The following is an 18,340-nucleotide window of genomic DNA, read 5'->3' as shown; positions in this document are numbered from 1 at the left end:
GAGTCAGTACCGGCCGCGGTCGATACCCGAGAACTCGGCCAGCAACGCCTCGGCGTCGGGAAGGAGTCCGAGAACCCGCTCCTCGATCGCGGCCCGACGCGCCTCGATTTCGTCGAGTCGCTCGTCGCTTTCGATCTCGTCGGCGGTGAGTTCGGCGTCGATGACCGCTCGCGTCGACTCCAGCCGGAAGTACTCGCCGAGGAGTTCGTACGCGAGGACCTGACACTGCTGGTCGATGACCGCCCGGAGGTCTTCGCGCTCGACGGGCTTCGAGAGGTAGTCGTCGAACGGCATATCGACGATGTCCAGTCCGGGGTCGATCGCCGTCACCATGACGACCCGCGTTCTGAGATCCCGATCCCGAAGGCGATCGAGTACCTCGTCCCCCGAGAGGCCGGGCATATGTCGATCGAGCAGGACGACATCGGGCACCGGATGATCGTCGACGGCGGCGAGCGCCTCCTCGCCACCGTATACGACGGTCACGTCGGCGACGTCCTCGAGACGGAGGGCGTACGCGTCGGCCACCTTCTTCTCGTCGTCGACCATCAGGACCCGGGGCTCTGCTACGCGCATCTCGTTTCCCATCCTACAGGTCGGTAATCCGTCACCGTACTAATATCCCGGCACGAGCGGACCGCGGTCACGTGCGTGAGACGAACGGCGACCCCCATGCTGCCCGGATACTGCACACCGGAACACGGTCGGACGCGCGTCTCTGCTGATAGCTAGAGTCGCGCGATGAGTCCGTCGCGACTAGTAGCACCATCGTACAGGGACCATCCCGTCGAATCAACGACTATCGATGTCGCAGGCAAATCTCACCCAGCACGAGGGACTACCGAACGGACGATGGACGGATCCGTCCGAGAACGACGAGGCGGCGATAGACGCGGATGCGACGCTCGAACTCCTGAGCGACGACCACGCCCGGCGGTTGCTGGACGAACTCGACGGGGAGCCGCTCTCCGCAACGGAGTTGGCAGCGCGCTTGGACAGTTCCCGTGCGACCGTCTACCGGCGGCTGGACAGTCTCGAGGACGCGGGGCTCGTCCGGAGTGCGATGAGCGTTCGGGCGGACGGGCACCACCGACGGCGATACCGCGTCGTAGTCGATCGAGTGCGACTCGAGTTCGGCAGCGACGGGCTCACGATCGAAGCGAGCGACCGTGTCGAGTGCGAACGCGATATCCACCCGCCTCTGCATAGCTAGAGGGTGTTACCGACTGGGAGTGCCGAATAGTAGCGAGACACTACACAACCGTCCAACTGGTACGAACGACGTACCTGATGTCCGATACCGAATCCGAGTCACGATCCGGTCCCGCGATCGGGACCGCCTCGAGCGATACGGAGCGATCGATCGATATCGACGCCCTCCTCGCAGTGTTGGCCGAAGAATACACGACCGAGATCCTTGCGGTAGTGGGCAACGAACCCGTACCTGCCCGCGAGGTCGCCGACGAGACGGGTGCCTCTCGTCCGACCGTGTACCGGCGCCTCAACCGACTCGAGGCGATCGGGGCCCTCGAGACGACGATGGTCCCTTCCCCCGGCGGACAACGCCGGAAGGCGTTCGGACTCGTTCTCGACGAAGTCGAGGTCCCGCTTGTGAGCGAGGCAAACGCGGTTACGGATGGGACCTGATGCTGAATTGGGTTCGGAATCGCACCCACAAAAGAAACTAAATTCAATTATTTCCCAATACTATCGCCCAGTAGTTTAATATAGGGTTGCTTCAAAGTTGCTATCGGCGAGAGCAGGCACGGATTCCGCCGCTGCTGAATCCGACCCGAGACATCCGAGCCGTCTCGCCAAGGACGAGATCGGTCAGACTCAATAGCCATATTGTCCATCGATCTCGGATCCCCTTGCATCCACCCCGAACCCACCTGTGACCATCACCAGGGGAAAGATGGGGGCTCCGACGCCGGTTTCTGGCCGGCGTTTCTGTACTAGATAATCTCGAAGCAACAGCTCTTGCCTGCACCGTGTTCTCGATCCATCGCGAGAACGACAGCTGTGAACGCTCGAGAGGGCGTGGTAGCCGGCTGTCAACCTCGTCAATCTCGATGTTCAACTCCCGTGGTCGTCTGGTGCGTCCGTGAGTTCCCGATAACTAGTACACGATGGGCAGTTATGCAGTTCACCATCGACACTGAAGACGCGAACAAAATCGGCAGTGACGAATCCGCGTTCTCTCTTCTAGAGACACGGCAAGGTCTCCGTTGGTATCAATCTTCTTTCAGCGCGGTGCGCGTTCTGCGTACTATACAATCATCTAAGAGACCATGTCTCACACCGCCCTCTCTTATATTCCGACACCTACTTTTTCCAACCACAGCCATCCACATACCAGATGCCTCGAGCCGGCCCACTCAAACAGCTTCTCCGCGGACTCACAGTCGCCGAACTCCGTTCCCTGCGCCGCACTCACTGCCCACAGGTCACTGAATACGACGGCGATAAAGACGCGTTCGTCGATCGTCTCCGTAACTCGCTGAAACGCTCGATCGATGACGGCGACCTCACGTACGAGGATCTCGTTGCCTTCCTCCGGAGCGAGTTCGAATCGAACGGGCCAGAACGAGCAACGACCTGCATCCGACAGACACTGCAGAACCTCTCAGTTTCTCCCTGTGCTGGATACAAAGATAGTCGAGCCGTCAGAGAACGCTGGATCTGCTCGGAACTCTACCAGGCGCTGCACTACGAACTTGCGGACCTTCCCTACGCAATCCAGCAGGAGGCGTCTTTCGGCCGCAGCAGTGTGGATCTCCTCGTCTCTCACGATCACGAGGACCGTAATTACCTCATCGAAGCCAAACTCGCGGGTAACTACAGTAGCCGTGAACGATTACTCTCCCAGCTCCGCAAGTACCGGAAGAAGGTTCCTGACCTCCGACGCTCGTTCGTGCTGATGGTAGCCGAACGGGAGCGTGATCTCCCCTCAAACAAAGCGTCCGTCGATCACGCGATCCAGGAAGCCGAAGACGAACCGAAAACCGAGGTCGTTGTGAAGCCGCCGACTGAACTCGAGTATACTGCTGATTGAGCCTTAGGCCGATTCGCTCGAGGGTAGCCGCAATCCTTCTAACACTAATTGAGTCAGGGAGAAAATAGGCCCAATTAGTGCGCAAGAAGTGAGATACATTGTCGAAACGAGATGCTGTGAGTCTGCTCTGCGACCCCCTAAGGCTCTGTTGAATCCCTCATAAATTGATAGTTTTGCACCCCCAATCGCTCAGTACAGGTGAAGAACTTACCAACCAAGTCTGAAGGTGTCGGTAAAACAACTAGAATGCTCCCTTTACTATCACTCTCCCAAGAGCGACAGACGAAAGTGTTTGGTACGAATCCGGACAGCTATGGACATCGTGGAACTCTCCGCTGAAGAGGCTGCAGTCCGTCGCTTCATCGAGGACCTCTGGCTGCCGTACAACCGTGAACTCGAAACGATCAGTGACCAGTTCGCGCTTGCCGACGATGTGGATCTGGTCGCCGAGGAACTCCCATTCCGGCTTGACCGCGTCGCGATGGACGGTTACCGGAAGTGGATTGCCGTTGACGGGCCCACCGATGCTTCCTCGTTAGCCGAGATGGAGGGAGAGTTTACCGGGTACATCGCAGCCGAGATCGACGACGCCCCGAGTGTGTTTGACCGTCCCGACCGGCTATTTATCTGTGACATCTATGTTCGCGAGCCCTACCGCAGAACGGGATTGGCCGAGAACCTCTTTGACCGACTTCGAACGTGGGCCCGGGCAGCTGGCTGTGAAGAGTTCAGTCTCGATCCCCATGTGGACAACGAGCGAGCCATTGCCTTCTACGAGAAACTCGGCTTCGAAATCACGCAGTATCACATGGTTGCCAGCGTCGAGAAGTGATGACTGTCACCGGTTACAATATAAGCTAATTTGGCCCTGTTGAAACCATCTTCTTCAGATGGTTTCTCGCGTGAAACAGCCGCTCAGTACGCAGGATTCAGCGAACAGCTGTTCCAGTCGAGAATCTATCTGAAGAATAGGGTTTCAACAGAGCCACCACTAATTATTGAACAGCGTGGAACTCGAACCGGGCACCGCCTTCAGGACTCTCAGAGACGGAAACCTCCAGACCGTGGTCCGAAGCAATGCGCTTGACGATCGTCAACCCGACTCCACTACCGCCGTACCCTGTCGTGAATCCGTGTTCGAATATCTGATCTCGTTTCTCGGGTGGAATACCATCTCCCGTATCCTCAACGTAGAAGCCGTTGTCTAAGGGAGTGACCCGGACAGTAACGCTCTCTCCGCCGTGACCGACTGCGTTTCGGAATAAGTTCTCGAAAAGCGCTTGGAGTTGGCTTTGATCACCGACGATTACATTCTCGTTCGTCTCAAGGCTAGCTGTTCGTGTATCGATCAATTCCCATGCGTCCTCAGCAACGGCGGTCAACGAGACAGGTCGATACTCATCTGAGGTAGAATTCTGAGCAAGTGCCGTAAGATCGACGATCAGATTCTCTATTCTACCTAGTGCGTTTTCAACTTCATCCAAATGAGCCTCCTCCATCGTTTCGCGATATAGTTCAAGTTCTCCATAGGCAATCGAAAGCGGATTTCGAAGATCATGTGAGACCATACTCGCGAACTGATCTAGACGCTCGTTCTGTTGCTCGATTCTCTCCGCATTCTGCCGGACATCAGTCACGTCTTGGCTTACCAAGACGCCATACGGTTCACCCCCGATACTAACCGATTTCGTCTCGATGTGGTGAGTCAACTCCTCATGTTCAATATCAAATGAACGTGGTTCGCCATCGATTGTGGCTTCGAGTTTCGGTTCGAGTTTAGCTGCCGTCTCTTCAGGAAAAAGATCATAAATTTGCTTGCCAGCTATATCTGCTGCTTTTTGACCCGAAAATGGGAGTGTTTCCGGGCCGACTATCCGATAGTAGAGGTTAGCGTCAAACAGGGCCAAGACACCGTTCGGAAAATTATCCACTAAACTTCGGTGTTTGTTTGAAAGAGATACGTCGTTCACAGTCAATATGTAATACGTAGCATCTATTAAAGCTATTTGAATTTCTTTATAGCCGTTTACTAAAACAAATAATTAAATTAAGCACTATAATAAAGTTTGACATGCTTGTGTTACACTGGTTCAAGAAGAATTCCCGACTATTTTGAGACCTTCTTGAATCGTTACTTTTTGACCACGCAACTCCAGCAACACAAACGTCAGTAGTGTACTGCGTTGTTGACAATGGGATTGATATTGGTGACTTGTGCTGTGTTGAATAGCGATCTTAGCTCCCGATTTCACCGGTTTAGGAGGATGAGGCCGGGGGGGGGGATCGAACCTGGCATGGAAATCGATATCCTCCGCTTCACTGAGCAGTGCCGTGACCTATAGTAGCTCTTGAAACGATTTACACACCGATCACAACGCTGTCCTGCGATCGGGTGTGCATTGACTTTCAAGAGCTACTATAGCTAAACAGGAAAGTACGCGGGCGAGTCCGCCAGCGGCGGGTTCGCCCGCTGGGCCCACGTTGTACTCCACTGTTTTCGGCTCGAAGAGGGCCACAGCTACCGTGAAACGCCGAATAGGCTGAAATCCATGACCGAGGTACGTGACGCTCTCAATCTTGATGGGGGCGATCTCCCCGATCATACCACGCTCTACAAGTCGTTTGATCGACTGAAAATGTGGGTGTGGCGGGCGCTGCTGCGCGTTTCCGCGCAGCAGCACCCGCAGTCTGGTCACGCCGCTCTTGACAGCACGTTCTTCGACCGCCGACGTGCGTCGTCGTACTTCCGCAAGCGGTCAGGACGGACGGTACAGACACTAAAAGTGACGACATTGACTGATGTGGAATCGCTGGCTGTTCTTGATGTTCACATCACAACGCGGTGGAAGCACGATACGAAGACCGGATCGCAGGTCGTCCGCCGAAATGCGGACGACCTGCAGTCCGTCGGCGCCGACAACGGCTTCCAAGACTGGCTCACCGAGTGCGAAATCGCCGCACACGACATTAAGTACCTTGTTCACTACCGCGACTCGTCAGCGAACGCAGCCGCAAACAACGCGCTCAACCGAGCAAACGGCTACTCCCAGCGATGGATGGCCGAAACATCTTACTCGACAACGAAGCGCTCGCTCGGCGACGCCGTGCGAGCGCTCGGCTGGTATCGGTAGTTCCGTGAAATCGTTTTGACGTTTGCCATTATCAACATAGAAATGCTGTAACCGTGACTCAGAATCTATTTAATACAGCAATTCGAACGGACTGGGAAACTATCAATTATACGATAATCGGCACAACCTCCCCGGTGAAGCGGGAGATCTGGGTCATGAACAACTGAAGTTTCTCGGGCTAACTCCTCTGATTTAGTGCCTCTACTCCCAAGAATTATGGCGATTAAACACGGCCGTCGGCCCCACACCAACAACTTTTATTCACTAAATATAGATGATGAATCGATGGAGCCAGCATCAAACGATTCGTCTGCCGTGTTTCTGGTGACTGTCGCGACGAACGTCGTCCCGCTGGTCGGCGTGTTCCACCTCGGGTGGAGCGCACAGAGGTTCGCGGTCGTCTACGCGATGGAACTGGTCGTCGCTGTCCCGTTCGCCGGGTTGAAGGCATTGTTCGCGCGCCGCCCGCCGAACTACGACGAACTGGAGCGCCCAAAGGAGGGTAACCTGCTCAAGCCCGACGAGTGGGGCGGGGTCTCCGTCGGACCGAGCGACCTCAACCGCCGGCGTGGGAACGTCACGGTCGTCGACCCGCTCCCGCCGATCTACCTCCGGAACTTCCCGTTCGTCTTGCGAGCGGTCGGGGCTGCCGTGGCGCTCGTCGGGATGTTCCTCTTCGTACTGAGCCGTTTCATCGACGTGCCGGCGACGCTCGCCGATCCGATTGTGGCGGCGAGCGCCCTCTCCCTGATCGTCTCTCAAGTCGGCGTCATCAACCGCGAGTACTTCCGGAAGAGGCGCCACGAGACGAGTACCCCCCGGGACGTGATCGGAAGCGCGAAGAACGAGGCTGGGGTAGCCGTGGTGGTACTCTGGTTCGCGGCCGCCGGTGGTCCGACCGGCGCGCTGGTCGCGTTCGTCACGGTGAAGCTATTCGCGGAGTGGTGGGGCTACCGCGGCGGGCAGTCGCCCAACACCGACAAGGGGATGGGGACGCTCCCGCCTGTGGCGGCTCCGGACGCGTCGCCGACGGCTGAGGTCCGTCCTGACCGGCGCGCCGTCCGCGGCGCCGCGCTCTGGCGGGGCGCGAAGTCCGCAGTCGGCAGCGGCCCGGTGTACCTCCTCGCGTGGGTTGGGCTCACCGGCGGATCGACAGGGTCGGTCGCTGCCACGGTGGTCTGTTTCGGCCTCCTGCCGGCCGGTATCGGCGGGCTGAAGGCCGTTGAGTATACCCTCACTCACGGTACACTGGCGTACCAGCGCCGCGACGATGCGGTAGTCGCATACGATGACTTCACCGGGGCGGTCCAGTGGGCGACCCCCGTCGATGATCTTCGGGACGCCGAACTGTGCGAGGGAAAGTTTGTCGACCGCGTCTGCGACACCCGAACGTTCTCGCTCATGCCGTCCGCGGGAGAGTACGAACTCAGTGTCGCACACCTCCGGGAGTATGGCCGGGCCGTCGAGGTGTTCGAACTTCCGGTCGAGACGCCGGAGTTCGGCCCACTCGACCGACGCGTGGCCGGGGTGGCGGCCGCAGTCGGAGCCTGTGGCATCGCCGTCGTGGCGGGCCTCGCCTACTACGCTCCCTCCGTCGCGGCGGTCGCCGCTGGGTTCGGCGCCCCGTTCGGCGTCCTCGCCCTCGAATCGGCGTGGCAGCGGGCGCTCCCGGCGACGCCGTGAGAGCGCTAGGCTGGTATCGGCAGTTCCGTGAGATCGTTTTGATGTTTGCCATTATCAACATAGAATCGCTGTGTGAACCACTGTAACCGTGACTCAGCATCTATTCAACACAGCAGTGACTTAGAACTCTCAATCGTATACTGACTATTATTCCTGATTTCTATACCCATTCGAATAAATAATTATGAAAGAATATGGTTCTTCTATCAATATATTACATTTGGTAATTGAGCTTTCGAACCCTTCATTTGGCTAATGCAATAGCTATTGCTTCCACATATCTTGTTCAGTCTCTATAATTAAGGTAGCTCTATACACCTAAATAAGAGTATTTTTTAACAAGGAGCGAACTAGCTCACTATAAGACTGGATGATAACTTTGCTAACTTATACAAGTGCAATACTTTTGCTATACTTGAGTGCCCTTCCAGCACTATACAGTGCCTACATAGTGTTCAGTGACCGGAGAAAACCAGCAATTCAGTGGTTTATCATTTTTATGGTTTTTGCGGCTGCATGGGCGTTTCTTTACGCTACAATGAATTTTGTTACATCTGAACAACTCACGTATGCAATCGCAAATATATTCTGGACAGTTGTTCCTGCCACAGCAGGGGCATTTTTTCTGTTTGCCTATGAGTTCACATACAAGCAGCCGGTATCGAACAGGATTGCCTTTCTCTTTTTTGTGCCTGCAATCATACTTTTCGCGCTTAGTTGGGTCAATCCAGGCGGAATTATCTATACTGCTGAATACACTGTTACTGACCAAGGAATTCTTCAGATTGGCTTTCCACAAGGGATTCTGTTTTTTACTATTGTCCAAGGTTACGGATATTTGATGACAGTGGCCAGTACTTCGCTTTTCTTCGCAGAAGCTATTCATGCCACTGGAAAGCGCCGCCGTCGAGCAGCTATCCTCGTAATCTTTTTTATAGGGGTGCTAGTTGCCACTACATTGACAATAATCGATTATTTCCCGTCATATTATGACTTAACATCACTTATGTACGGCATTGCAGGAGTTTATTTTTCTCATTCTGTGATCCAGCATGGGTTCATACAATTCTCGCCTGTAGCTCGAGATCAGGCCTTTAATATGATCGATGAAGCGGTTTTCATTCTCAACTCAGAAAATGAAGTTATTGATGGGAACAGCGCTGCTGCTACAGTCTTTGACGTGGATCGAAGTGCCCGAGAACAAATTGAAGATATTCTCCCCATGACCTCCAACACAGGGGAGATTAAAGAGACATTTTCCCGAACAGAAGGAAGAGAATCTAAATATTATACAACCCAAACGCAGTCGTTTGTGTACGGTCGAGGACTAGTTGGCAAATTAGTTGTCGCAGCTGAAATAACCAAACTAAAAAAGCGGGAAGAGGAACTTGAATTGGTCAAAAATGTCTTGATCAGATTATTTAGACATGATATCCGCACTTCGATGCAAGTTATTCTAGGTCAATCAGAGAATCTGCAAAATGACCTTTCAGATGAGACTGCGACAGAATTGTCCAATATTATTAGTGCGTCTGAAGACATCGTGAATAAGGCTCATAAAATCAGGCTTATTGATAGTGTATTCGGTGAAGATGAGACAGTGGTTGCCAGTCTTCCAAAGATGGTTGAGGACGGTATTGAAAAGGCAAGTATCCCTTCTAATGCTGTTGTTGACGTCTCTATTGACGATACTGAAGTGATGTGTCATTCGAAATTTGCTTTTGCGGTGCAAGAATTGATTGAAAACGCGGTTGAACATCATGGGCCGGATGACCAGATTCGTATTATCCTCCGGACTGAAATGGGGAACGAGTCTGTAGCATTATTCGTAGAAGATAATGGAGAAGGCATACCTGAAAATGAACTTGATGTCCTGAGACGAGAAGGAGAAAGTCAACTGGATCATCTTAGCGGAATCGGACTCTGGATAGTGAAGCACCTGATTGAAAAAGCAGACGGCGTTTTCGAATGTAGCAATATAAGCAATGGAGGTACGCGGATACGGATTACACTCCCCTATTCCGATCAGCATGACGAGTCAGTATCGGCTTTTTTAGATTCGCCTGTTTCAGATAATTGATCATATAATTTGATGTAGTATCTATCTGTTATTTTGATCGGTTTGGCGTGTTATCCGAAAATATAAATCGTTCTAGTATATCAGGACGAATGTTATGAATACTCGGACCACTCATGTTGCACTCTTGCTTAATCTCTGGCTCTGCATTGGTGCTGTCTTGATGCTGGTCATTACTATTTTGGCAGTTGGTATTCCGTTTTCAACTATTGGTATTGGACTCCTTCTTCCTGCACTGGCTGTATACTTTATCTATGTAGAGGACAGGAGACAAACCAGTCCAGAAGACCGCATCAACAACACATACAGGACAGCGCTTGTTGAACAGTTTAATAAACCGCTGTTCTATACGAGCCTCACTGCTGTTTCTATATACCAAACTCTCACTCTCTTCTTTGCGATCAAACAGTCATCAATATCATATGTCTTAATTGCAGTTCTTGTTGCTCAACTGCCACTTATATTTATATACACCTATGACTATTCAAAACGCTATCCGGTTATTGACTCTTCATACGTTGCAATAACTTGGGCGGTGCTAATTTTATTTCCTGTCTTTCTCAGTACTCCCCAACAAATCACCCCCTCAACAGTAGGGATGTTTGTGTCTTGGTTTCTTATCGTCTTTGCGGGAGTCGAGTCTCGAAATATTAGTGATGTCGCTGGAGATGATGAAGTCGACCGAACGACAGTAGCTTCTATTCTTGGTCCAAATCTGACTAAATATCTTGTCTGGATATTAAAGCTATCTGCGCTCTTTATTATCTATGCACTCGGTGGATTACTACCAACACTTCTTACCGTTTTGTACTTACTGTATTTACGCTTTTTCCGGAGGATAACACAGGCAATTACCCCATCACGAAAATATCACGCTGGTGATCAAATCAGCAGTCGCAATTACAAATCGTAGATCGTCAGGTGAGCTATTTTTTTGATAGCTGACATCCGTTTAGACTCGTTCGACATCGCACTGGGACCGGCTCCGTCCCACGTGGAGGGCGTTGTCTCGGAGCGTGCCACTCACAGCAGGAACGCGAACACCGGGTACGAGGTGGCAATCGCCAGCGCCGGCGTCAACACCCACATCGTTACGATGCGCTTGGCCGCGCCCGGATCGAAGAGACTCCGCTCGTCGAGATCCGCCGGCCCTTCCGCGCCGACATCCGGTGCGTCCGGGACTTCCGCTGGTTTCTCTGCCGGCTCCTCCTGGCGAGCAATGTCCCGATGGTCGGGCCAGCAGGAGCCTCCTCGGCGCGGGAGGTGACCAATGCCCCTGTCCCGACATCTACTTCTGGACGCTCGGGAGCTGGGATCGCGAACTCCGCCAGTGTCGCCGCTCGACTCGCTCGACCCCATCCGAGCCCGATGATCGTCGACATCGTACTTACCGCGAGACTCGCGGGAATCCCCAAATAGGAGAGGATTGTGATCACTGTCCCACCGACGATGGAAACGATCAGTGACGCGAGGATCGGTAGTTCCGTAATATCGTCCATGACCGTCTCCAGCGTGCGACGGGCAGAACGTGGAAGGGCTGAGAAACCGTTGTACTACCACGCGCTCTGTTCGTGTGGGCCGATACGGCCCGGCCGAGAACTGGTCTGTGAACCTGTCGAACGTCGGACCGTGACCGGACCCAAGACACACCGTGAGGCGTTCACGAGAGGGACGTCACGTACGCTTCGGCCGACCGTTGAGCGCGTTCGGAGCGGGCGCGAAGTCGGTCCCGAGCGGACTACTGAACGGCAGTTAATCTCCCGGTTGCAGTGAGTTCCGTGAGTCAGTTTCCGTTTTATACACGTTTCCTTGGATACGGACTTCATCCCGCTCGAGCAACCGATCGCGTTCGTCCGTGTTCCAAATAGAGTGGGTCAGCCGCCAGAGCGGCCGGATATTGCAAAGCACGAACCCGACGACGATGAGCGCGAATCCAGCGACGGTCGCCGTCGTGATTTGCTCCCCGAGCAGGGCCGCACCGAAGACCGTCGCGACGACGGGCGATGCATAGTTGATGAGGCTAACGTTCGTTGCGCCGAGCCTGTTCAACAACGTGAAATACAGGAGGAATCCACCTGCCGTCGCGAAAATCCCGAGGTATGTGAGCGCAGCGGCCGCTGACGCCGTCCACGTCACGGTTCGAAGCGTTGCTCCAGAATAGGCGTACGCCGTCGCGTGGAGGAACACTGCACCGGTAACCATCGACCACGCGTGGAGTGCCGTCGTCGGGAGGCCCGCCGACCAGCGTTCCGTCAGTACGGAGCCGAGTGCGAAGACGACTGCGGACGCCAAGAGAAGCCCCATGCCGAGGAGTTGTCCGTCAAAGGATCCACTAGCAACCGCAATCGCGATTACGCCGGCGAGCCCAGTACAGAGCCCGATGACATCCGTGGCGTAGATCCGTTCCGTCGAGAGGACGCGGATGGCGATGATCGGCGTGATGATCGGTGTGAAACTGAGGACGATCGCAGCGACACCGCTCGTGACGTATCTCTGGCCGATGAACGAGAACGCGAAGTGCGCTCCGATGACGAGGATGCCGTTCGAGAGAATGAGGGCGAGGTCCGCTTTCGTCCGGGGGCGCCACCGAAGCCGACCGAGTAGCACCGCTCCGATAAAAATGACCGCAGCGATATCTAACCGGGCCGCTGCGAAGAGGAGCGGTGGGAGCGTTTCGAGCCCGATCTCGATCGCCGTGAACGCTGTTCCCCAGACGAGTGCAAGCGCACCGAACAACAGCACGTCTCCTGCCTTTGTCATGTTATCATTGCGTAGTATGTGATTGCTTCAAAGTCGATGTAGTCTCTATAAGCGGCTCAAGTAAACGATTTGTGGGGATGGTGATAACACGGATCAATTGTTGTGTGACCGTGTTAATCATTATTTAGATATGACGGTCCGGCACGAACGAGTAGTGGCTGCATCAGTGAGCGCGCCCATGCACGGACGGCGGAGCATTTAGGTGCCGACGAAGATGCAGAGAAAATCGACTGTGGGGAACGAACACTGAACCCGTCCAGTCGATCGAAGCTCCTGTTCACGGCTTCGACGAAGTTTGGTACAGGAGTGGCAGTGATTAGTTTCACACGCCGGCAGAATGCGGTCGTTGTTTCCCTGTGGGAGTTGGTTTCTGTCCCGGTTGCTCGGATCGAGTCATGAGTCCTCGAGCGTCATCGAATCGAGCCCGTACCGCGATTCCGTTGGATGGGCCGTGGTGAATCGCCATACGGCGTTGGATTTGTCTAGCTCACAGCACGCTTGATGTTGTAGACGGTACACATCAGCACGATTTCACGGAGCTCTCGATACCAGGGTCGCGCACGCACGGCGTCGCCGAGCGTGCGCTTGATCACCGAGAAGACAGTTTCAGACAACGCTCTCTGACCGTAGAGAGTTCCATCGATCCGCGCGTTATGCGCGTGATCGATGGGACGGAACTCACGATGCTTGATTAGCGGTCTCATGCCTTCTTTCCTCAGCTTATCGCGTAATTGCTGCCAATCGTAACCTTTGTCGGCGGCGAGGCTGTGCAACTCGCCCGCGTTGCGGCGGGCGAGTTGCCAGCCGAACTGGGTGTCGTGACGTTTCTCGGTCGTACAGTGAACGTCGAGGACAGCTTGTGACTCTGTATCGACGAGAGCAGCTGTTTTGAGCGTCTGCACGCGGTAACTCGTCCGCCCGCAATAGTGTTTGCTGGCGTTTTCGCGGTCGAAAAACGTCGCGTCCATCGCTGCATGACCAGATGGTTCGTGCAGCTGCGCCGACAGGCGCAGCAGCACTCGCCAGACCGCCATCTTAATCCTGTCAAACGCCTTCACTAGCGTCGAGTGGTCAGGGAGATCGGCCTTGAGAAGGCCGATCTTCCCAAGTACGCTCATCCGTAGGAGATTGTTGATACTGCTGAACGGTCGCTGTGAAGTCAAAGAGGACAAGGGCACCGCGTCAGCGGTGCCCGACACGAATGATTCCACTCGATGTGTTTGGGTCGGAATCGGTCGCAGCGGACCTGTTGCAGCAGGTTCGCTGGTGTGACGGTGTTACCTGTCCCCGCTGCCGTTCTGACCGAACAGTCAGAAACGGCAGCTACAGAGAGTTCCAACGGTATCTCTGTAAGGATTGCGACCGCACGTTCAACGACAAGACAGGCACGATTTTCGCTCACTCGAAGGTTGCACTCCGCCGGTGGCTGTTCTCGATCTACGCGTTTCTCCGGTTTAACACGAGTCTCCGACAACTCCAGTGCGAAATCGAGGTCACACACAAAACGATGCACCGGCGCATCGAGCGCTTCGCCAGAGCGCTCGATGCGCCCTCTCTCGATCTTGTCGGCCCGGTCGAAATCGATGAAGTGTACGTTTCTGCCGGGAAGAAAGGCCGCAAGCGCGACCAGGAGTCGCGCTCGCGTGGCCTGTCCACGCGTGGGCGAGGTTCATACAACGGCGACAAGCCACCCGTGTTCATTCTCGCTGATCGCGGCACTGGACAGCGGTACGTAATCCCAGCGAAAGCCGCCGACGAATCGACGATTCGACTCCTCTTGGCAGACCGCCAAGAGGAGTCGTTGACTGTCTATACTGACGGCTTTCGAGCGTACGAGCCACTCGAAGAAGACGACGCATTCACCCGTGAATACGTCGTCCACGGTGACGGTGAATACGCCGACGAAGAGGTCCACGTCAATACCTGCGAGAGCCACGCGTCGCTGACGCGACGGTGGCTCTCGCCGCATCGAGGTATCTCGAAAGATAAGCTGACACAGTATCTCAGAGCGTTCCAGCTTCGCCGAGAACTATATCGAAAACCGGGACGAGACGCACTCAAACACGCTATTCGAGCAACACTCTGAAATCAACAATGAACTACGCAAGAGCGTCCCAAGTATTTGTGACATCTCGCTCAGGAGATCAAGCGCTTCGCGGTAGGATTTCTCCAAGTAAATCCGCAGACAATGGAGCGAAACGACGGCCTAGTCGGCGAATCCGCCGCCACCCTGCGGGGCGGCGGATTCTCCTCGGCCACCAACAGCACTTTTAGCCAACGTCACCACTTTCCAAGTGAAGCGGGAAATTTTGGACATGAACCATCCGCCGTTTCCCGCTTCAACTCCCTAGTTGTGACGGTTCAACTCGATGCTGTCTGGCGATTCACCAGAGCCAACGAGTTGGTTATGGTGGTTATTCCGCAGATGATCTTGTCTTATACCAATGACATCATGGATTTCTATGTGTTTCTTTTCTTCCAAATAGGACGCTTCCACCCGGTCGTAGACCTGTGCTTGATTGAAATTTCCACGGTCCGTGAAATCGTTATGACAACCCGTGGAAGCACCAGTTTCCCATTGCTCACTACAGACACCGATCACATACCAAACCTGATCGTATGTCTGGTGTAATTCGTCGTGAAATGTCTCCGAGATCGTCGGTTGGTCGGGGTCATCAATGTAATCTCTCCACTGTTCGGAAACATAGCCGTCCACTTTTTCTCCACGATCATCAAAGGAAACATCCAGTACGGTCTCGTTGGCACCGTCCGCTGGCCAACTTTCAATACTCTTTAGTTGAACATATCCACTCACGGAACCGGAACTCTCGAAGGCGGATGCCTGACAACCTGCCAATCCAGCAGCACCTGCTACTGCGCTTGCAAGAACATCACGTCGGGAGGGCATACCCAATATATTAATATAGTTACATAAAGGCGCCGTTCTTTTGTGAAGGAACCCCATTGTGTGTTTTGTCAGAATAGCTGAGTCGCTGCGTCATCAGTGAAAAGAGCGGTTCTGTTGAATCCCTCATAAATTGATAGTTTTGCACCCCCAATCGCTCAGTACAGATGAAATACATATCAGAACATCAGATGTTTGAATCACATCTCATCAATTACAGCGAGTATCGCACAACCAATTATGACTGTAACCCCTGGAGATAGAATCATTAATACGGTTTCCGCTAATGGTGATGAAACTAAGTGAACGCCAAAGAACCAGTAAAGTAGGGCACCGAGAAACGCAAAAACGGGTGAACCTACATAGACGTACCACCTATTGTTCCACATCTTGGTTCCGATTAATTTTCCAACTAATAAATTTTGCATGCAATAGTAGATGGATCTCTGTCAAAAAATGGGTTTCGATAAGTTCGCAGGATTCAGCGAACAGCTGTTCCAGTCGAGAATCTATCTGAAGAATAGGGTTTCAACAGAGCCAACTGCCCATAGGCAGAGAAGGGGAATACAGTGGTTTTGATTGCTATGGTTCCTTTTCTGTGGAGAGTGTGACTGCTACTGATGTCCTGTCACGGGAATTTAGACAAATCATTGTAGATCAGCAGCTCTGTCCATGTTTTAGAGGATAAGAGGTCGATACCGCCGTCGAGATCAACAGCGGGTGGTCTTGGTTATATGCTACAATAGACCTCGACTCAAACTTGATTCTCGATGTCGCGTTATTTGGTCGCCGCGGCACTGATCCAGCAGCTGCGTTCCTCCAGAAACGCCGTGAGAGACACGATCTCTCCGATGCTGCGTTTCTCGTCGATCAATTTGTCTATCGGACTCCCGTCGCTCGAATAGAACTAAGGGGTCGGATCAACGATACTGCACGAAACCACATCGAACAGTGGGTTTACACCCTCACGATGCGGACCGACCGCTTCCATAATTCATGGGTGGGCAGTCGAGCGAGCGTCCGAGAGTGGCTTGAACAATTCGTGCATTACGACAACCGTCAGAGACCGTATCAAGCTCTCGATGGAAAGACGCCGGTCGAGGAGGTGAGAACTAGACAGTGACATGGTTTCTAACACCTAAAATAGCTGGAACAGCCGAATGGCCAAAGATTGCTCGTCGTCGACAGTGACTCAATCGAACACTCGCTGCAGATCAGTTGCAACGTCGTCGATGAGTTCACGTCCTCGGGTCAGATCCATCGGTTCAACTAGCATTTGTGCGATACCATGGATCGCATCGTCATAGTGGTAATGCGTGACGTCAATGCCGGCGTTTTCGAGGCGAGCGGCATAGGCAGCACCTTCGTCACAGAGCGGATCGAACCCACAGGTGGTGACGGTTGCAGAGGGGAGACCCTCGAGGCTCTCGGCTTTCAATGGCGATGCGTATGGATTCATCCCGTCGAGATCATCTCTGAGATAGTGATCCCAGAACCACTCCATGTCGGCTTTCGTGAGGAGATATCCCTCTGCATTTTCCTGATAGGATGTGGTGTCGAATTCGTGGTCTGTGACCGGGTAAATGAGTAGCTGCTGGTCAAACGTGGGCCCATCCCGTTCGCGAGCGAGCAGTGTAACAGCTGCCGCCAGGTTTCCGCCGGCGCTGTCGCCACCGATTGCAACATTGTCCGTATCGATCTGCATCGCCTCTGCGGTCTCGAATACCCACTCTGCGGCAGTGTAACAGTCTTCCAGCGGCGTCGGGAATTCGTATTCGGGTGCGAGTCGGTAGTCAACCGAAACGACCATGCAGTCGGCTTCGTTGGTAATCGCCCGACAGGTAGCATCGTATAGGTCGATATTGCCAACGACCCAGCCGCCACCGTGGAGATACAGGAGCGTTGGGTAGGGACCCTCCCCTTCTGGAATGTATACGCGGATCGGAATTCCCTCATCACCGATTGCCAGATCTATCGTGTCTCTAACCGGTTCTGGCTCCTCAGGCCTTGGGAACATCGTATTGAACAGTTCCCTCGCTCCCTCGGGTGAGAGCGAGTTAAACGTAGGTGCCGGGGCCGCACCCATTTGCTGCAGGAGTCCCGAAATTTCCGGGTGTGGTTCGTCCGCAGCCGTCACTTCTGTCGGTTTCTTTGAGGACATCATCGTCGATTGTCAACATACCCCACAATAAACGTGTTGATCTATCAGATAATACACTAATCGCCGCTGTGCCCTCGCTTGATAGATACCAGCGTCGAGTCGCAGGAGAACTGTTGATGGCAACTAGTTCGATTCACGGTCACTGTCAGAGTCACGCGTTCACTAGGCGAGTGTCAGGATAAGATATATATGAATCCATAATGGTGTCAGAATATGGTAGTATCCTGCCACATCTGTAGTAGTACTGTTCTCGAAAACGGCGGTGCAATTACGGAAAGCACTGACGGCTTCAAATGTGCAGATTGCGGCAAAGTAACCTGTCTTGAGTGTAAATCACTTGGAATCGCGACGAATTCCGACCACTGTCAACGCTGTCGTGGCTAAGTGTGTCAGTACACAGTAGTGGAGACTAACCCACTGCGTCAACCACGGATTGGTATCAGAAACGGGCATGTGACTCAGTACTGACGACCCCGTGAACCAGTAATCGTAAACACGTTAGGGAAGCCGTGGACCGACAGCCCGAGCCCTTTCGTGTCCGGGTGCACCTCGTCAACAGGAGCCGCCT

Annotated in this window: 14 protein-coding genes and 7 pseudogenes; 11 read left to right on the top strand and 10 right to left on the bottom strand. The window is 53.8% G+C overall.

Annotation, left to right across the window (positions count from 1 at the left end; all coding sequences use genetic code 11):
- Positions 1 to 3: 3 nt before the first annotated feature.
- Positions 4 to 588, bottom strand: a complete 585-nt coding sequence (locus A6E15_RS18295) for a response regulator transcription factor (protein WP_076148589.1) — start codon at positions 586 to 588, stop codon at positions 4 to 6.
- Between the two features lie 217 nt (positions 589 to 805).
- Here A6E15_RS18295 and A6E15_RS18290 point away from each other — a divergent pair, with 217 nt between their 5' ends.
- Together A6E15_RS18290 and A6E15_RS18285 are read left to right on the top strand one after the other, a co-directional pair.
- Positions 806 to 1,213, top strand: coding sequence for an ArsR/SmtB family transcription factor (locus tag A6E15_RS18290; protein WP_076148588.1), 408 nt, complete (start codon positions 806 to 808; stop codon positions 1,211 to 1,213).
- 77 nt (positions 1,214 to 1,290) lie between these two features.
- Positions 1,291 to 1,647 carry an ArsR/SmtB family transcription factor gene (locus A6E15_RS18285; RefSeq protein WP_076148587.1) on the top strand — a complete coding sequence of 119 codons (357 nt, stop codon included), beginning with the start codon at positions 1,291 to 1,293 and terminating at the stop codon, positions 1,645 to 1,647.
- 429 nt (positions 1,648 to 2,076) lie between these two features.
- Here the strand turns inward: A6E15_RS18285 and A6E15_RS22070 are convergent.
- A pseudogene (locus A6E15_RS22070) lies at positions 2,077 to 2,178 on the bottom strand (DUF7563 family protein); the annotation flags it as partial.
- A gap of 181 nt (positions 2,179 to 2,359) precedes the next feature.
- Here A6E15_RS22070 and A6E15_RS18280 point away from each other — a divergent pair.
- Both A6E15_RS18280 and A6E15_RS18275 read left to right on the top strand, forming a co-directional pair.
- Entirely contained in the window at positions 2,360 to 3,055 is a 696-nt protein-coding gene (locus A6E15_RS18280; protein ID WP_076148586.1) for a hypothetical protein, read from the top strand.
- Between the two features lie 313 nt (positions 3,056 to 3,368).
- On the top strand, positions 3,369 to 3,887 hold the full coding sequence (locus A6E15_RS18275) for a GNAT family N-acetyltransferase (protein WP_076148585.1): 519 nt from the start codon (positions 3,369 to 3,371) through the stop codon (positions 3,885 to 3,887).
- Positions 3,888 to 4,050: 163 nt separating this feature from the next.
- Here A6E15_RS18275 and A6E15_RS21550 read toward each other — a convergent pair whose 3' ends face one another.
- The gene (locus tag A6E15_RS21550; protein WP_245800619.1) at positions 4,051 to 5,025 is read right to left on the bottom strand and encodes a sensor histidine kinase; all 975 of its coding nucleotides are present in this window, start codon (positions 5,023 to 5,025) and stop codon (positions 4,051 to 4,053) included.
- 459 nt (positions 5,026 to 5,484) lie between these two features.
- On the opposite strand from A6E15_RS21550, the pseudogene A6E15_RS18265 reads away from it, so the two are divergent.
- The 5 genes and pseudogenes from A6E15_RS18265 to A6E15_RS18250 all read left to right on the top strand — a co-directional run.
- Positions 5,485 to 6,183, top strand: a pseudogene (locus A6E15_RS18265) (transposase); the annotation flags it as partial.
- A 288-nt stretch (positions 6,184 to 6,471) separates the two neighbouring features.
- Positions 6,472 to 7,869: a DUF6498-containing protein gene (locus tag A6E15_RS18260; RefSeq protein WP_175607294.1), complete on the top strand. Its 1,398-nt coding sequence runs from the start codon at positions 6,472 to 6,474 to the stop codon at positions 7,867 to 7,869.
- Positions 7,857 to 7,955, top strand: a pseudogene (locus A6E15_RS20565) (IS5/IS1182 family transposase); the annotation flags it as partial. The gene A6E15_RS18260 and the pseudogene A6E15_RS20565, both read left to right, overlap by 13 nt.
- A gap of 284 nt (positions 7,956 to 8,239) precedes the next feature.
- Positions 8,240 to 9,949 carry a sensor histidine kinase gene (locus tag A6E15_RS18255; protein ID WP_277612954.1) on the top strand — a complete coding sequence of 570 codons (1,710 nt, stop codon included), beginning with the start codon at positions 8,240 to 8,242 and terminating at the stop codon, positions 9,947 to 9,949.
- Between the two features lie 94 nt (positions 9,950 to 10,043).
- Positions 10,044 to 10,859, top strand: coding sequence for a UbiA prenyltransferase family protein (locus tag A6E15_RS18250; protein ID WP_245800617.1), 816 nt, complete (start codon positions 10,044 to 10,046; stop codon positions 10,857 to 10,859).
- A gap of 110 nt (positions 10,860 to 10,969) precedes the next feature.
- Here A6E15_RS18250 and A6E15_RS21935 read toward each other — a convergent pair.
- The 3 genes and pseudogenes from A6E15_RS21935 to A6E15_RS18235 form a co-directional block, all read right to left on the bottom strand.
- Positions 10,970 to 11,469, bottom strand: a pseudogene (locus A6E15_RS21935) (inorganic phosphate transporter); the annotation flags it as partial.
- 229 nt (positions 11,470 to 11,698) lie between these two features.
- Positions 11,699 to 12,706, bottom strand: coding sequence for a DMT family transporter (locus tag A6E15_RS18240; protein ID WP_076148582.1), 1,008 nt, complete (start codon positions 12,704 to 12,706; stop codon positions 11,699 to 11,701).
- Positions 12,707 to 13,188: 482 nt separating this feature from the next.
- Positions 13,189 to 13,818 (bottom strand): annotated as a pseudogene (locus A6E15_RS18235) (IS5 family transposase); the annotation flags it as partial.
- Between the two features lie 89 nt (positions 13,819 to 13,907).
- On the opposite strand from A6E15_RS18235, the gene A6E15_RS18230 reads away from it, so the two are divergent.
- Entirely contained in the window at positions 13,908 to 14,792 is an 885-nt protein-coding gene (locus A6E15_RS18230; RefSeq protein WP_076143337.1) for an IS1595 family transposase, read from the top strand.
- Positions 14,793 to 14,813: 21 nt separating this feature from the next.
- Here A6E15_RS18230 and A6E15_RS18225 read toward each other — a convergent pair.
- From A6E15_RS18225 to A6E15_RS20555, 3 genes and pseudogenes are all read right to left on the bottom strand, one after another.
- Positions 14,814 to 15,023 (bottom strand): annotated as a pseudogene (locus tag A6E15_RS18225) (IS5/IS1182 family transposase); the annotation flags it as partial.
- Between the two features lie 30 nt (positions 15,024 to 15,053).
- On the bottom strand, positions 15,054 to 15,614 hold the full coding sequence (locus A6E15_RS20560; protein WP_139326642.1) for a hypothetical protein: 561 nt from the start codon (positions 15,612 to 15,614) through the stop codon (positions 15,054 to 15,056).
- 197 nt (positions 15,615 to 15,811) lie between these two features.
- Positions 15,812 to 16,039 carry a hypothetical protein gene (locus tag A6E15_RS20555; protein WP_139326641.1) on the bottom strand — a complete coding sequence of 76 codons (228 nt, stop codon included), beginning with the start codon at positions 16,037 to 16,039 and terminating at the stop codon, positions 15,812 to 15,814.
- A 266-nt stretch (positions 16,040 to 16,305) separates the two neighbouring features.
- Between A6E15_RS20555 and A6E15_RS18215 the strand changes: the two are divergent.
- Positions 16,306 to 16,734, top strand: a pseudogene (locus A6E15_RS18215) (IS6 family transposase); the annotation flags it as partial.
- Between the two features lie 69 nt (positions 16,735 to 16,803).
- Here the strand turns inward: A6E15_RS18215 and A6E15_RS18210 are convergent.
- Positions 16,804 to 17,772: an alpha/beta hydrolase gene (locus tag A6E15_RS18210; RefSeq protein ID WP_076148764.1), complete on the bottom strand. Its 969-nt coding sequence runs from the start codon at positions 17,770 to 17,772 to the stop codon at positions 16,804 to 16,806.
- Between the last annotated feature and the right edge of the window lie 568 nt (positions 17,773 to 18,340).

This window comes from Natrinema saccharevitans (assembly GCF_001953745.1).
In the GTDB taxonomy this organism is placed as follows: Archaea; Halobacteriota; Halobacteria; order Halobacteriales; family Natrialbaceae; genus Natrinema; species Natrinema saccharevitans.
This window is presented reverse-complemented; position numbering and strand designations above follow the sequence as displayed.